The 15495-nt window shown below is 67.2% G+C and carries 13 protein-coding genes and 2 tRNA genes; 11 read left to right on the forward strand and 4 right to left on the reverse strand.

The window, feature by feature from the left end; translation table 11 throughout:
• The first annotated feature begins 210 nt into the window (after positions 1–210).
• The 10 genes from ACZ5BH_RS08725 to ACZ5BH_RS08770 all read left to right on the forward strand — a co-directional run bounded on the left by ACZ5BH_RS08725 (position 211) and on the right by ACZ5BH_RS08770 (position 8851).
• Positions 211–1971, forward strand: coding sequence for a tetratricopeptide repeat protein (locus ACZ5BH_RS08725; RefSeq protein ID WP_464888868.1), 1761 nt, complete (start codon positions 211–213; stop codon positions 1969–1971).
• Positions 1968–2588, forward strand: a complete 621-nt coding sequence (gene lolB, locus ACZ5BH_RS08730; RefSeq protein WP_464888869.1) for a lipoprotein insertase outer membrane protein LolB — start codon at positions 1968–1970, stop codon at positions 2586–2588. The genes ACZ5BH_RS08725 and lolB overlap by 4 nt, the downstream gene beginning before the upstream one ends.
• Positions 2585–3463: a 4-(cytidine 5'-diphospho)-2-C-methyl-D-erythritol kinase gene (gene ispE / locus ACZ5BH_RS08735; RefSeq protein WP_464888870.1), complete on the forward strand. Its 879-nt coding sequence runs from the start codon at positions 2585–2587 to the stop codon at positions 3461–3463. Before lolB ends, ispE begins: the two co-directional genes overlap by 4 nt.
• 80 nt (positions 3464–3543) lie before the next feature.
• Positions 3544–3618 (forward strand) — tRNA-Gln (locus ACZ5BH_RS08740).
• Between the two features lie 128 nt (positions 3619–3746).
• Complete coding sequence (locus ACZ5BH_RS08745) at positions 3747–4685, forward strand: ribose-phosphate diphosphokinase (protein WP_464891213.1); 939 nt, start codon at positions 3747–3749, stop codon at positions 4683–4685.
• Between the two features lie 103 nt (positions 4686–4788).
• Positions 4789–5427 (forward strand): 50S ribosomal protein L25/general stress protein Ctc, encoded by a 639-nt coding sequence (locus ACZ5BH_RS08750; RefSeq protein WP_464888871.1) that lies wholly within the window; start codon positions 4789–4791, stop codon positions 5425–5427.
• A 27-nt stretch (positions 5428–5454) separates the two neighbouring features.
• The gene (pth, locus tag ACZ5BH_RS08755; protein ID WP_464888872.1) at positions 5455–6033 is read left to right on the forward strand and encodes an aminoacyl-tRNA hydrolase; all 579 of its coding nucleotides are present in this window, start codon (positions 5455–5457) and stop codon (positions 6031–6033) included.
• Between the two features lie 167 nt (positions 6034–6200).
• The gene (gene ychF / locus ACZ5BH_RS08760) at positions 6201–7292 is read left to right on the forward strand and encodes a redox-regulated ATPase YchF (protein ID WP_464888873.1); all 1092 of its coding nucleotides are present in this window, start codon (positions 6201–6203) and stop codon (positions 7290–7292) included.
• 168 nt (positions 7293–7460) lie between these two features.
• Positions 7461–7537, forward strand: a tRNA-Met gene (locus ACZ5BH_RS08765).
• A gap of 279 nt (positions 7538–7816) precedes the next feature.
• Positions 7817–8851, forward strand: coding sequence for a cytochrome-c peroxidase (locus ACZ5BH_RS08770; RefSeq protein ID WP_464888874.1), 1035 nt, complete (start codon positions 7817–7819; stop codon positions 8849–8851).
• A 146-nt stretch (positions 8852–8997) separates the two neighbouring features.
• Here the strand turns inward: ACZ5BH_RS08770 and ACZ5BH_RS08775 are convergent, their stop codons facing one another.
• Positions 8998–10023 (reverse strand): class I fructose-bisphosphate aldolase, encoded by a 1026-nt coding sequence (locus ACZ5BH_RS08775; RefSeq protein ID WP_464888875.1) that lies wholly within the window; start codon positions 10021–10023, stop codon positions 8998–9000.
• 154 nt (positions 10024–10177) lie between these two features.
• Here ACZ5BH_RS08775 and ACZ5BH_RS08780 point away from each other — a divergent pair, with 154 nt between their 5' ends.
• Positions 10178–12781, forward strand: coding sequence for a plasma-membrane proton-efflux P-type ATPase (locus tag ACZ5BH_RS08780; RefSeq protein WP_464888876.1), 2604 nt, complete (start codon positions 10178–10180; stop codon positions 12779–12781).
• Positions 12782–13081: 300 nt separating this feature from the next.
• Here ACZ5BH_RS08780 and ACZ5BH_RS08785 read toward each other — a convergent pair whose 3' ends face one another.
• From ACZ5BH_RS08785 to ACZ5BH_RS08795, 3 genes are read right to left on the reverse strand one after another with little or no spacing between them, the layout of a single operon-like run.
• Positions 13082–14086: a tetratricopeptide repeat protein gene (locus ACZ5BH_RS08785; protein ID WP_464888877.1), complete on the reverse strand. Its 1005-nt coding sequence runs from the start codon at positions 14084–14086 to the stop codon at positions 13082–13084.
• A gap of 34 nt (positions 14087–14120) precedes the next feature.
• Positions 14121–14912: a hypothetical protein gene (locus ACZ5BH_RS08790; RefSeq protein ID WP_464888878.1), complete on the reverse strand. Its 792-nt coding sequence runs from the start codon at positions 14910–14912 to the stop codon at positions 14121–14123.
• Between the two features lie 39 nt (positions 14913–14951).
• Complete coding sequence (locus ACZ5BH_RS08795) at positions 14952–15386, reverse strand: hypothetical protein (protein ID WP_464888879.1); 435 nt, start codon at positions 15384–15386, stop codon at positions 14952–14954.
• Between the last annotated feature and the right edge of the window lie 109 nt (positions 15387–15495).

Below are 15495 nucleotides of genomic sequence, written 5' to 3' on the forward strand. Positions count from 1 at the left end.
CTGACGTTCTCGAGGTTCGGGGGACGTTTCGCCAACGCGGCCACCCAGCCAGTGGCATCTCCCATTACAAAAAGGTATATGCGCGTATTATATAGCCAAAGCTGCCATGGCTGGGGCGGAATTTCCCCGGCCATCTCCGGGCTGGAGTAGGGTATCATTTCCGCACGTGGCCCGCGTCCTGCGGGCTTCGTCGTAACAGGACGTCATTGCATGAAACTGCGCTTCATACCGATGCTGCTGGTCGCCCTGGTGGCCCAGGCCTGCACCACGGCACCCCGCCAGCCGGCGCCACAGGCCCCGCCGGCCGCGCCCGCCCCGGCCGCGAAACCGGCGCCCCGGCCCGCCCCGAAGCCCCCCGCCTCCCGGCCCCCGGCGAGCGCCGATCTCAGCGAGGAGCTGCTCTATTACCTCCTGGCCGGGGAGATCGCCGGCCAGCGGCGCCAGTACGCGGTGGCCGCGCAGATGTACCTGCAGGCGGCGGAGCGCTCCGACGATCCCCAGATCGCCGCGCGCGCCACCCGGGTGGCGGTCTATGCGGGCGACGATGCCCGGGCCCTGCGCGCGGCCCGGCGCTGGCTCGAACTGGACCCGCAGAGCGTGGACGCGGCCCAGGTGATGGCCGTGATGCTGCTGCGTCAGGACAAGATGGAGGCGGCCCTGCCCTACCTGGACAAGGTGCTGGCCCATGCGGCCGCCGGCCCGGGCAAACCCGACGGCTACATGCTGGTGACCTCCCTGCTGAGCAAGGAAAAGCAGCCCGAGCGGGCGCTGAAGGTCATGCGCAAGCTGGTGGATCGGCATCCGGGCGACGCCAAGCTGATCTATGCCTATGCCCATCTGGCCATGCTGCTGGGCAAGCTGGAACTGGCCGAGCGGATCGTCAACCAGGTGCTCGCGGGCGCGCCCGAGATGATCGACGCCTGGCTGCTGCGGTCCAACATCCTCACCCGCCTGGGGCGCGACGAGGACGCCCTGCAGTTCATCGCCGACGCGGTGGCGCGCTGGCCCGACGAGCCGCGCCTGCGCCTGTTCTATGCCCGCAAGCTGGTGGACATGAAACGCTATGCCGAAGCCCGCGAGCAGTTCGGCATCCTGCTGGAACAGCAGCCGCAGATGGTCGATGCCCTCTATGCCCTGGGGCTGCTCAACCTTCAGTTGCGCGAGCCGGACAAGGCGCGCGGCTATTTCGAACGGCTGATCGCGGCCGGCCAGCGCCTCGACGAGGCCCATTACTATCTCGGCCAGGCCTGGGAGATGGACAAGCGCTACGACCGGGCCATCGAACAGTACCGGGAGGTGCGGGAAGGGAAGCTGTACGTGGACGCGCGGATCCGCATCGCCCGGCTGCAGGCCGAGCAGGGTGACATCACCGCCGCCCGCCAGACCCTGCAGAACGTCAACGCCCCCACCCTCGATGAAGAGCTGCGGGTGTATCTGGCCGAGGGCGAGATCCTGACCCGCGCGGGCCGCTACCAGGAGGCCTGGGAGGTCTATACCCTGGCCCTGCAGCAGATGCCGGACAATCCGCAACTGCTGTATGCCCGGGCCCTGGTGGCCGAAAAGCTGGACCGTCTCGCCGAGGCCCTGGCCGATCTGGAGAAGATGGTGAAGGCCAACCCCGAGGATCCGGAAGCCCTCAACGCCCTGGGCTATACCCTGGTGGATCGCACCCACCGGATCGAGGAGGGGATGGCCCTGATCCGCAAGGCCTATGCGAAACGCCCGGACGATCCGGCCATCATGGACAGCATGGGCTGGGGCTGGTACCGCCTGGGGCAGCCCGAGAAGGCGCTCGACTTCCTGCAGAAGGCCTGGAAACGCTTCCCGGACGCGGAGATCGGCGCCCATCTGGGCGAAGTCCTGTGGGTGCTCGGGCGCCAGGACGAGGCGCGCCGGATCTGGCAGGCGGCCCGCGAGCGGGAACCGAAGAATCCGGTGCTCCTGGAAACGCTCGAGCGTTTCGGCCAATGATGGCAAGATGGTGGCCCATCGCCTGCCTGCTGCTGGCAGGTTGCGCGGGGCCGGCGGTGGTGCCGGTGCCCTCCCCGGAGCGCACCTGGAGCGAGCGGCAGGTGGCCCTGGCCGGCTTGTCGGACTGGTCGCTGGCCGGGCGCCTGGGGATCAGCGACGGCGACGAGGCCTGGCAACTCAAGCTCTTCTGGCGCCAGCGGCCGGGCGGTTTCGACATCGATCTGGCCGGCCCCTTCGGCGCCGGCGCGGTGAAGCTGCAGGGCGATGCACGGGGCGTGGTGCTGCGTGACGGCGAGGGCCATCGATGGCAGGCCCGGGATGCCCAGCAACTGCTCTGGCAGCACACCGGCATCCTCATGCCGGTGGACGGCCTGGCTTGGTGGATCCGTGGCCTGCCCACGCCCCGGCAGGACCGGCGCCGGCTGGTGCTCGACGCGGCCGGCCGGCTCGCCGAGCTGCAGGAGGACGGCTGGCGGATCCGCTTCCTGGAATACATGGCCGTGGACGGCCTCGAGCTGCCCCGTCATCTGCTGATCCGCCGGGACGAGGTGGAGGTGCGCGTGGTGGTGGATCGCTGGCGGCTGGACGGGCGGCGCGGCGGCAAGGGCGCCTCATGAGTCCGGCGCCGGGGCGCTGGTGGCTGGCGCCGGCCAAGCTCAACCTGTTTCTGCACATCACCGGCCGGCGGGCGGACGGCTATCACCGGCTGCAGACCGTCTTCCAGTTTCTCGATTTTGGCGATCGCCTGCGCTTTGCCGTGCGCGAGGACGGCCGGATCCGCCTGCGCACTCCCCTGCCCGGCGTCCCGCCGGAACGGGATCTGAGCGTGCGCGCCGCCCGTCTGCTGCAGGCCGCAAGCGGCACGCCCCTGGGCGTGGACATCACCCTGGACAAGCGCCTCCCCCTGGGCGGCGGGCTCGGCGGCGGCAGTTCCGATGCCGCCACCACCCTGGTGGCCCTGAACCGGCTGTGGGGCACCGGCCTCGACGCAGCGGCCCTGGCCGAGCTGGGCCTGCGCCTGGGGGCGGACGTGCCGGTGTTCGTGCGTGGCCGCGCTGCCTGGGCCGAGGGCGTGGGCGAGCGGCTCACGCCGGTGGATCTGCCCGAGCCCTGGTATCTGGTGCTGTGCCCGCCGGTGCACGTTTCCACCGCCGAGGTTTTTTCCGCTCCCCAATTGCAGCGGGATTGCCCACCCATTACAATACGCGACTTTCTCGCGGGCCGGCCCACACGAAACGTGTGTGAACCGGTGGTGCGCGCCCGGCATCCCGAAGTGGCTGCCGCGCTCGAGGCCCTGTCCGCCTTCGGCGAGGCGCGCATGACCGGCACCGGCGCCTGCGGGTTCGTCGCTTTCGAACGACAGACCCAAGCGCGAGACGCCCTCGCCGCCCTCGAGGCCCGCTGGCCGGGTTTCGTGGCGCGAGGCATGAACAGCATCGAAAGGGACGAGGGACGAGAGACGAGGGACGAGGCTTCCAGCGAAGCCCCATGACCGCAGCGTTGTCGCCGGCACCACCACAGCCGCGCACCAACACCGCGCCACCCGGCCCTCGTTCTTCGCCACTGCATTCTTGGGCCGTCGCCAAGCGGTAAGGCACCGGGTTTTGATCCCGGCATTCGCAGGTTCGAATCCTGCCGGCCCAGCCATACAACGCCGGCGCGTTCACGCGCCGGCAGGGACGAGGTGCCAGGGACGAGGGCCGAGGACACCGCCCCGGGCCGGTGGACCGAAACGATCACCCAACCGCGTGGAGCGGCTCGTGGCCAACAGCAACATGATGGTATTTGCGGGGAACGCCAACCCGCAACTCGCCCAGGACATCGTCGCGCGCCTCAACATGCCGCTGGGCAAGGCGCTGGTCGGCAAGTTCAGCGACGGCGAGGTGATGGTGGAGGTGATGGAGAACGTCCGCGGCAAGGACGTGTTCATCGTTCAGCCCACCTGCGTGCCCACCAACGACAACCTGATGGAGCTGCTGGTGCTGGTGGACGCCATGCGCCGCTCCTCCGCCGCCCGCATCACCGCGGTGATGCCCTATTTCGGTTATGCCCGCCAGGATCGCCGCCCCCGTTCGGCCCGGGTGCCCATCACCGCCAAGGTGGTGGCCGACATGATCGTGGTGGCCGGCACCGACCGGGTGCTGACCGTGGATCTGCACGCCGATCAGATCCAGGGCTTCTTCGACATTCCGGTGGACAACGTGTACGCCTCGCCGATCCTGCTGGGCGACATCTGGCGTCAGAAGTATCCGGATCTGGTGGTGGTCTCGCCCGACGTGGGCGGCGTGGTGCGGGCCCGGGCCCTGGCCAAGCGCCTCGACGACGCGGATCTGGCCATCATCGACAAGCGCCGGCCGCGGCCCAACGAGGCCAGGGTGATGAACATCATCGGCGAGGTTGACGGGCGCACCTGCATCATCGTCGACGATCTGGTGGATACCGCCGGCACCCTGTGCCAGGCCGCCGCCGCGCTCAAGGAACACGGGGCGAGGAAGGTGGTGGCCTACTGCACCCATCCGGTGCTCTCGGGCCCGGCGGTGGACAACATCAACAACTCGATGCTCGACGAGCTGGTGGTCACCAATACCATCCCGCTCTCGGAGGCGGCCCGCCAGTGCGGGCGCATCCGGCAACTGAGCATCGCCGAGCTGCTGGCGGAGACCATGCGCCGCATCAGCAACGAAGAATCGGTCAGTTCGCTGTTCGTGGACTGACGGGTACCGGCCGCCTGGCCGGTCCGAGACGGCGTCTGGTCGCGGGCGCCGCGACGCCGGGGAGATCCCCGGCGTTTTCATCACTGCAATCAGGAGAAACATCATGAGCGAGAGCTTTGTCCTCGAAGCCGAGCCGAGAACCGACCTGGGGAAAGGTGCGAGCCGCCGCCTGCGTCGGGCCGGCAAAATCCCCGCCGTGCTCTACGGCGGTGACCGGGAACCGGTCTCCCTGCAACTGGATCACGACAAGCTGCTGCACCAGCTGGAGAACGAGGCCTTCTATTCCTCGATTCTCACCCTGCGCATCGGCGGCCAGGAAGAGCAGGCCATCCTCAAGGATCTGCAGCGCATGCCCGGCAAGCCGCGCCTGCTGCACGCCGATTTCCAGCGCGTGAAGGCCGACGAGAAGATCCGCGTGCACGTGCCCCTGCACTTCGTCAACGAAGACACCGCCCCCGGGGTGAAGGCCGGTGGCATCGTCACCCACCTGCTGGTGGAAGTGGAAGTCTCCTGCCTGCCTGGCAACCTGCCCGAGTTCATCGAGGTGGATCTGGCCGGTCTGGAACTGGATCAGACCCTGCACCTGTCCGAGCTGGCGCTGCCCGAAGGGGTGGAACTGGTGGAACTGGGTCACGGCGAAGGTCACGACCAGGCCGTGGTCACCATCCACCTGCCACGTGGCGCCAAGGAAGCCGGCGAGGAAGGCGAGGAAGTGGCCGGGGAGGGTGGCGAGGAAGGCTGACGCCTTCCCGCCCGCACGGCAACCGCCTTGGCGGCGCTGCAGCTCATCGTCGGCCTGGGCAACCCCGGGCCGGAGTACGCGGCCACGCGCCACAATGCCGGTTTCTGGTTCGTGGACGCCGTGGCCCGGCGCTGGCACGGCGTCTTCCGGGCCGAGAAGAAGTTCCACGGCGAGGTGGCCCGGGTCGTGATCGACGGTCGCGACCTGTGGCTGCTCAAGCCCGGAACCTTCATGAACCGCAGCGGTCAGGCGGTACAGGCCCTGGCCCGTTTCTATCGCATCGAGCCGGCCGCCATGCTGGTGGCCCACGACGAACTGGACCTGCCGCCGGGCACCGCCCGGCTCAAGCAGGGCGGCGGCCATGGCGGCCACAACGGCCTGCGTGACATCATCGACAAGCTCGGCACCCGCGACTTCCTGCGCCTGCGCCTCGGCATCGGCCATCCTGGCGACAAGCGCCAGGTGACCGGCTACGTGCTGAAGAAGCCGGGCCGCGACGAAGCCATCGAGATCGAACGGGCCATCGACCGGGCCCTCGACGTGTTGCCCGACGTGGTGACCGGCAACCTGCAGACCGCCATGAATCGCCTGCATGCCGGGGGCTAGGGCCGAGGGACGAGTTGCGAGGGACGAGGGTGTGGTCGCCGGGATGCGGCATCCGGGCCAGTGAACTTTTTACACCAACACAGGCACGCGGTACGAGACCTGGCAACAGAAACGCGGCAACCCGCCTTTCCTCGCCACTCGTCCCTCGTCCCTCGGACCTTTAACCTATGGGATTCAAATGCGGCATCGTCGGCCTGCCCAACGTGGGCAAGTCGACCCTCTTCAACGCCCTGACCAAGGCGGGCATCCAGGCGGAGAACTATCCGTTCTGCACCATCGAACCCAACGTGGGCGTGGTGGCGGTGCCCGATCCGCGGCTGGACAAGCTGGCGGAGATCGTCCACCCCGAAAAGGTGATTCCCACTACCATGGAGTTCGTGGACATCGCCGGCCTGGTGGCCGGGGCCTCGAAGGGCGAGGGGCTGGGCAACCAGTTCCTGGCCAACATTCGTGAGACCGACGCCATCGCCCAGGTGGTGCGCTGCTTCGAGAGCGACGACGTGGTGCACGTGGCCGGCAAGGTCAGCCCGCTGGACGACATCGAGGTGATCAACACCGAACTGGCCCTGGCCGATCTGGAGTCGGTGGACAAGGCCCTCGCCAAGACCGCCAAGGTGGCCAAGTCCGGCGACAAGGAGGCCCGCGCCCGCCTGGCGGTGCTGGAGCAGGTCCGCGCCCATCTCGACGCCGGCGAGCCGGTGCGCACCCTCGGCCTCGACGAGGACGCGATGGCGATGATCCGCGATCTGTTCCTGCTCACGGTCAAGCCCACCCTCTACATCGCCAACGTGGCCGAGGACGGCTTCGAGAACAACCCCCTGCTGGAGGCGGTGCGCGAGCACGCGCAGAAGGAAGGCGCCCCGGTGGTGGCCGTGTGCGCGGCCATCGAGGCCGAGATGGTGGAGCTGGACGACGAGGAGAAGACCGAGTTCCTGGCCGAGATGGGCCTGGAAGAGCCGGGCCTCAACCGGGTGATCCGCGCCGGCTACCAGCTGCTGGGGCTGCAGACCTATTTCACCGCCGGGGTCAAGGAGGTCCGCGCCTGGACCGTGCCCATCGGCGCCACCGCGCCCCAGGCCGCCGGCGTCATCCACACCGACTTCGAAAAGGGCTTCATCCGAGCCGAAGTCATCGCCTACGACGACTTTATCGCCTGCGGCGGCGAACAGGGCGCCAAAGAGGCCGGCAAACTGCGCCTCGAAGGCAAGGACTACGTGGTGCAGGACGGGGATGTGATGCACTTCCGTTTCAACGTGTGAGCTGTGCTCACACGTTGAAACGAGTGGCGAGGGACGAGTGGCGAGGAGAAAGCCCTCGTCCCTCGTCCCTCGCCACTAGGCCCTGTTCGCCTTGACAAGCGGCGACCAGGGCCGGAAAATGCGCGGCTCCCGCCAACCGGCAAGCCAGGGCCGGCGTGGCGAACCATTGGCGAGGTAGCTCAGCTGGTTAGAGCGCAGCACTCATAATGCTGAGGTCGGGAGTTCAAGTCTCCCCCTCGCTACCATTTCAAAGGGACGAATGACGAGGGCCGGGTGGCGAGGAATCGCTGCCCGGCCTTTTTTGATCCGGATCAGGAAAAGGCGGATTGATTTTTCCGGCGGTTTGGCCGGGAGACGCTGGCTGAAGTCAAAATCCCATGTTTATCAGCCGGTTGCGAGATTTTGTCCATTCCCCCTGTTTTCGATAGGTTTTGCTAATGTAGTGGATTGGCAAAATCAAATGGATATAGAATTGGACACTGTCTAAATTGTTGCCACCAATCGAATCCAACAGGGAGAAGAAGATGAAAATCCAGATCCGACATTCCATGCTCGCCTTCGTGCTGGCCACGGGCGTGGCCCAGGCCGCCAACTGGCAGCCGCTGCCGGAGAAGGCCCCGGCGCCGGCAGACAACCCGACCACCGCCGCCAAGGTGGAACTGGGCAAGATCCTCTATTTCGATCCGCGTTTCTCCTCCACCGGCACCGTTTCGTGCAACTCCTGCCACAACCTGATGGAAGGCGGCGACGACAGCCGTCCCGTCTCCATGGGCGTGCACGGCAAGACCGGGGGCCGCAACGCCCCGACCGTGTGGAACGCGGCCTTCCATTCCGTGCAGTTCTGGGACGGCCGGGCCGATACCCTCGAGGATCAGGCCAAGGGCCCGGTGGTCAACCCGGTGGAGATGGGCATGCCCAACCTCGACGCGGCCATGAATCGGGTGCGGGCCATTCCCGGCTACAAGCCGCTGTTCGAGAAGGCCTTCGGCAAGGGTGACGTGGTCACCGCCGACAATGCCGCCAAGGCCGTGGCGGCCTTCGAGCGGACCCTGATCACCCCCAACAGCCCCTACGACCGCTACGTGAAGGGCGACAAGCAGGCCATGACCGCCCAGCAGATCCGCGGCATGAAGACCTTCGCCAGCGTTGGCTGCACGGCCTGCCATTCGGGTCCGGCCTTCAATGGTCCGGCCATGCCCATGGGGCAGGGCTTCTATGCCAAGTTCCCCACCTTCACCGACAACGCCTACGTGAAGAAGTATGATCTGGCCGCCGATCTGGGCCGTTACGAGGTCACCAAGAAGGCCGCCGACAAGCACATGTTCCGCGTGCCCACCCTGCGCAACATCACCGACACGGCGCCCTACTTCCACAATGGCAAGGTGAAGGATCTGGACGAAGCCGTGCGCATCATGGCCAAGGTGCAGCTCAATCAGGATCTGAGCGACCAGCAGGTGGCCGACATCGTGGCCTTCCTGGGCGCCCTCACCGGCGAATACCCGGAGATCGTCATGCCCCGCCTGCCGGCCACGCCGGGCACGACCCTGCTCATGGATTGAACCGGCGCATTCGCGCGCAAAAAAGCCCCGCCATCGTGAGGGGATTTTTTTTGCCAAATGCCTCTGCGTGAGCGGCGTCTCGCCGCGCTACCGTGTGAGTGCCGCCGGCATTCGTGGATGGGTGTGCTGGTCAGGCCGGCGCGGGATCAGCCCCCTTCCATCTCCGGGCGGTACTCGCCGCGGCGGGCCAGGCCGTTGAGGCGGGCCCGTTCCAGCAGGGCCTGCTGGGCGGCGGCCACGTTCTCCGGCTTGCCCTGCCAGGCGTGCAGGGCCGGTTGCTGCAGGGCGCGGCCGTAGGAGAAGGACAGCGCCCAGGGCTGGCCGGGAAAGTCGCGGTTCATGGCGTTGAGGTTGGCGGTGGCTTCCTCCGGGGTCTGGCCGCCGGAGAGGAAGTTGATGCTGGGCACGGCTGCGGGCACGGTGCGGCGCAACTGGCGCACGGTCCACTCGGCGACTTCCTCGGGCGGCGCCTTGCGGGTTTCCTTGCCCGGCGTGACCATGTTGGGCTTGAGCAGAGTGTATTCGAGCACCACGCCATGGCGGTGCAGGGCGTGATAGATCTCCGTCTGCACGGCGATGGTGACCTCGAAGCAGCGCCGGATGTCGTGATCCCCGTCGATCAGCACCTCCGGCTCGACGATGGGCACCAGGCCTTCGCTCTGGCAGATGGCGGCATAGCGGGCCAGCACCTCGGCATTGGCGGTGATGCCCAGGGGGCGAGGGTTCTCCGGGGTGATGGGATAGACCTCCCGCCACTTGGCGAAGCGGGCGCCCTGCTCGCGGTAGGCGCGCAGGCGCTCGGCCAGAAAGTCGAGGCCCTGGGTGATCAGATCCCCGGGGGAGCCCACCAGCGGAATCTTGCCCTTGTCCACCTTGATCCCGGGCACGATGCCCTGGGCGGCGGCCACCTGCGGGAGGGGCGTGCCTGCGTCGTCGGTCTGGGTCAGGGTCTCCTCGAACAGGATCACGCCGCTGATGTATTCGCCCAGGCCGGGGGTGGTCAGGAGCAGGCTGCGCCAGGCGCGGCGGGTCTCCGCCGTGGACTCCACGCCGAGGGGCGCAAACCGCTTGGCGATGGTGGGCAGGGATTCGTCGGCGGCGAGAATGCCCTTGCCCGGCTGTACGAGATCCCGGATGGTGGCGGCCAGCGCCTTTTCGGTTTCCGCTTCCATGATTTGCCTCCCCAGTGCCGATGCCTGTCATGGGATGTGGTGCCGGGGCGGGGGCAAATCAAGCCGCCGGGGCGCCGGTTCCGGCAAACGCTTGATTCCGGGTCCCGCCTGCCCCACTCTCGGAGACATCCCCTTGTGCAACCGGAATCCCGCCATGACCCGAGCAACGGACGACTACGCCGGCCAGAGCGTCGAGCAGACCCTGAACGCGCTGCAGACCGACGCGGAAAAGGGCCTCAGCCGGACCGAGGCCGAAGCGCGCCATCAGCGTTACGGTTACAACGAACTGCGTGAGGAGGAAGAGCCGCTCTGGCACCGCCTCTTCCGCCGCTTCTGGGGGCCGATCCCCTGGATGATCGAGGTGGCCGCCGTGCTCTCGGCGGTGGTGGGCAAGTGGGAAGACTTCACCATCATCCTCATCATGCTGCTGGTCAACGCCGGCCTGGACTTCCTGCAGGAGCACCGGGCGCTCAACGCCCTCAAGGCCCTCAAGCAGCGCCTGGCCAGCGAGGTGATCGTGCTGCGTGACGGCCGGTTCACGGTGCTGCCGTCGCGGGAGCTGGTGCCGGGTGACATCGTGCGTCTGCGGATCGGCAACATCGTGCCGGCCGACGTGCAGCTCATTCAGGGCGACTATCTGCTCATCGACCAGTCGGCCCTGACCGGGGAATCCCTGCCCGTGAGCAAGAAGCAGGGCGAGGTGGCCTACGCCAACACGGTGGTCAGGCAGGGCGAGATGCTGGCCGTGGTGCTGAACATCGGCGCCCGAACCCGCTTCCAGAGCGTGGTGTCGCTGGTGGCCCGGGCGGAGATGGAGCAGGTGAGCCATTTCCAGAAGATGGTGATCCGGATCGGCAATTTCCTGATCCTGATCACCGTGGTGCTGGTGCTGGTGATCCTGATGGTGGCCATCGCCAGGGACGAAAACTTCCTCGACATCGCCCGCTTCGCCCTGGTGCTGACCGTGGCGGCGATCCCCGTGGCCCTCCCGGCCGTGCTGTCGGTGACCATGGCGGTGGGCGCCATGAACCTGGCCCGGCGCCAGGCCATCGTCTCCCGGCTGGTGGCCATCGAGGAGCTGGCGGGCGTGGACGTGTTCTGTTCCGACAAGACCGGCACCCTCACCCAGAACCGGATGCACGTGGCCGAGCCGGTGGTGTTCGACGGCCACACGGAGGACGAGCTGTTTCTGGTGGCGGCCCTGGCCTCGAAGTTCGAGAACCACGATCCCATCGAACTGCCCATCTATCACTACATCGACGAGCGGCACCTGGACGCCGACTGGCAGGCCTGGACCCAGGAGGAATTCGTGCCCTTCGATCCGGTGCGCAAGCGCACCGAGGCGAAGGTATGCCGCGACGGGCAGTGTTTCACCGCCATCAAGGGGGCGGCCCAGGTGCTGCTGGAGCTGGCCAGGCCGGATGCCGACACCCGGCAGCAGATCGTCAAGATCGTCGACCTGCTGGCCAGCAAGGGCTACCGGACCCTGGCGGTGGCGCGCGCGCAAGAGGGCAAGGTGGAACTGCTGGGGCTGATCCCCCTGTACGATCCGCCGCGGGAAGACTCGGAGGCCGTCATCGAGGACATGCGCCGGCATGGCGTGCAGGTGAAGATGGTCACCGGCGACAACCTGGCCATCGCCCGCGAGATCGGCCGCATACTGGGCCTGGAAGGGCGGGCGATCCGCGCCGTGGAACTCACCAGCGGCGGCAGCCGCGAACTGCTGGCCCTGTCCGAAGTGCTGGCCTCGGCCATCTATCGCAAGCTGCACCAGGACGAGGTGCCCCGGGAGGAAGTGGAACGCTTTGCCGAAGCGGTGGTGAAGGAGGTCAACAAGGCCTTCGAAACCGGCAAGCTGGCCAAGGGGCTGATCGAGGCCCACGAGTCGGAAATCATCGAGATGGTCGAGGAGGTGGACATCTTCGCCGAGGTGGTGCCCGAGGACAAGTACCGCATCGTGGACGTGCTGCAGAAGGCCGATCACATCGTCGGCATGACCGGCGACGGGGTCAACGACGCGCCGGCGCTGAAGAAGGCCGATGTGGGGATCGCCGTCTCCGACGCCACCGATGCCGCCCGGGCCGCGGCCGACATCATCCTCACCGCGCCGGGTCTGTCGGTGATCAACGAGGCCATCAAGCAGGCGCGCATCACCTTCGCGCGCATGAAGAGCTATGCCATCTTCCGCATCGCCGAGACCATCCGCATCATCCTGTTCATGGCCCTGGCCATCGTGGTCTTCGATTTCTATCCCATCACCGCCCTGATGATCATCCTGCTGGCATTGCTCAACGACATCCCGATCCTGGCCATCGCCTACGATCACACGAAAATCCATGCCGAGCCGGTGCGCTGGAACATGCCGGAACTCATCACCGTGGCCAGCGTGCTCGGGGTCACCGGCGTGGTTTCCTCGTTCCTGCTGTTCTTCCTGCTCGAGGAACGGGGCTTCAGCCACGAACTGATCCAGAGCCTGCTGTTTCTGAAGCTGATCGTGGCCGGCCACAGCACGCTCTACATCACCCGCTCGGAGGGCTGGTTCTGGCAGCGGCCCTGGCCGTCGCCGATCCTCTTCTGGGCCACCTTCGGCACCGAGATCCTCGGCACCCTGATCGCGGTCTACGGTTTTCTGATCACCCCCATCGGCTGGGAGTACGCCCTGTGGATCTGGGCCTACGTGCTGGCGTGGTTCCTGATCAACGACGCGGTGAAGATGTTCACTTACCGCGTTCTGCGGCGGCGGGGGTGGAACGATTGAACGCGGGTTTCGCGGCTTGCGCCGCTCCTGCAGACATCCTTACTGATCGTAGGAGCGGCGCAAGCCGCGATGTGTTTCGACAGCCCGCTAAATAGCAGTTTCAACTACTGGCTCACTTGCGTAAGGGTGTCCGGTTCCAGCACCGCCCTCTGGGACAGAGAGCCGTTTCGTGACACGCCGTGAATACCTCCCTGTAGGCTCGACGGCCGCATCCCTGCGGCCGACGGTCACGAAACGGCTCTCTGCCCCAGAGGGCTCAGTGTACACAATGAACCATGGTCTGATATTTGGAACTTTCATTTAGCGTGACGTGAAGGTCAGGCGTTCGCCGTCGTGCTGGCAGACGATGCGATCCCTGCGCAGCAGTTGGCAGGACAGCCGCCGGGCCGGTTCCTGCCAGCCCTTTTCGGCGCGCAGGCCGAAGGGATTCGGGCCCGGTCTGGGCTGACTGGCCGGTTTCATGTCGCTCACGTTGAACAGGTAGCTCACGGTGAAGCGGCCGTCGGGCTGGAAGTCGGCGAGGGTCGATTTGGTGATGAAGACATACTCGGTATTGCCGACGGTGAGCCGTTGCTTCGGCGAGAAACAGATGATCTTGGTCTTGCCCGAATGCAGGCAGCGGGAACCCGTGGGCAGAATCAGGTTGGGGACCTGGTGGCCCTGCCACTTGCCGGCCTGGATGATCCCGGGAATGGCGGCCGGATCGTAACGGGGCGCCGCTGGCCGCCGCGCCGGGGCCGGTTTGGCGGGGCGGGGGGCGGCGGGCGCCCTGGCGAGGCGGGCCGGCGAGGCCGGCTGGCGGGGTCGGCTGGCCGGTTTGGGTTTCGGTTTGGGGTGAGGCCGGGCCTTTGCGGGTTGTGGCCGGGGCTTGGCGGTCGCGCGCGGCGCGGCCGCCTTGGGCGCAGCCTTGGCCGCCACGGCCGGGTTTTCCAGGCGCTGCAGGCGGGCGCGGGCCTCGCGGACGTTGCCCAGGGTGGCCAGCCGGTACCAGATTTTGGCGTTGCGCAGATCCTGCTTCACCCCGCCCTTGCCGTGTTCATAGAACTCGCCCACCTTGAACTGGGCCCGATGGTGGCCGTTGCTGGCGGCCTTCTTGTACCAGTAGAAGGCCTGCTTCATGTCCCGCTTGACGCCGCGGCCGTATTCGTAGGCGGCGCCCACCGAGAACTGGGCGTCGAAGTCGCCCCGTTTGGCCATGATGAGATCCAGTTTGAACTGATCCACGTCGGTGCTTTCGGCCTGGGCGGCGAACGGGATCAGGTGCAGGGCAAACAGTATCAGGGCGCTGGCAATGAAACGTCTCATGAGGATGACCTTGTTCGATGATTCCGATGCAGGGTTATTTCTTCTTGCAGGAAGAGAGGAAACGGGCCGCCCGGGTCTTGCAGGGGTCGGCCGAGAAACTCTTCGCTTCGCTGGCCGGCGCATCTTCCCGGGGCGTGGCCTTCTCCTCGCTGGCAGAGGCGGCCTGAGGCGGGGTGGGCGCCTCGCGGCGGGCCTTCTCCTGGGCGGCCTGGCGTGCGGCGGCCTCGCGGCGGGCTTTCTCCTGGGCGGCCTGGCGTGCGGCGGCCTCGCGGCGGGCCTTCTCCTGGGCGGCCCGGCGCGCGGCGGCTTCGCGGCGGGCCTTCTCCTGGGCGGCCCGGCGCGCGGCGGCTTCGCGGCGGGCCTTCTCCTGGGCGGCCTTGCGGGCAGCGGCCTCGCGGCGGGCCTTCTCCTGGGCGGCCTTGCGTGCGGCGGCCTCGCGGCGGGCCTTTTCCTGGGCGGCCCGGCGGGCGGCGGCCTCCTGGCGCGCCTTCTCCTGTTGCGCGGCCCCGGCGGACGCGGCTGGGCGGGCCTGGGTCCTGGCCGCTTTGGCCTTGCGCCTGGCTTCGAGCCGGCGGATGGCGGCCGCCGCGCCGGGCTCGCCCCGGGCCTGGGCCCGGCGGTACATCTCCAGCGCCTTGGCGTAGTTGCGGGGCGTGCCTTCGCCGTTTTCGTACATCTGGCCAACCTTCATCATGGCCTTGGTGTTGCCGCCTTCGGCCATGCGCAACTGGAAGTTGAACAGGCTGACGAGGGGATCGGTCTCGGCCCGGGCCGGAAACGTGGGCAAGGCCAGGCACAGCAGCAGGAGCAGCAAGCCATAACGCATGATCGTGACCTCGTGGCGTGACATGGGCGCGTCGTCGGTTCAGGGGATGATTTGCAGCAGTTCCACCGAATCGTCCAGGGAATCGCCACTGATGTAGCCGATGGCGTCGGGATGGGTGGCTACCCAGCGTTTGACCTCGGCATCGCTGGAGAGGACCATCGGCGGCTTGCGCTTGCCGGTGAAACGGTATTTGGCCCAGTAGCGGCTGACTTCCCTTTCGCTCATGTGCAGCACCTTTTCATAGAAGTGCTTGCGGATGGGGCTGCCCTTGGGCTGATCCACGGGCGTGATGCGCGCGCCGTTGGGCAGATGGCGGATTTCCCCGCGATAGACCCGGGCGATGGTGTCGAGATCCACGCCGTGGAGCTTGTTGTCGGGGTTGGCGATGAAGGCGATTTCCGCCTGTGCCAGGGCCGGCAGCAGCAGCACCAGCAGGAGGCTCAGGCCGGGGCGGAAGAGGAAGGAACGAATCATGTGCAGGGACTCCCGTTCAGCTTGGGGGAAGATCCTGCCGCGCACCCCGCGGGCGCGCGGCCGGCCGGTCTTAGCAGGCTGTTGAAAAATGGTGTTTTTCAACAGCCTG

Source organism: Thioprofundum lithotrophicum, from assembly GCF_055387065.1.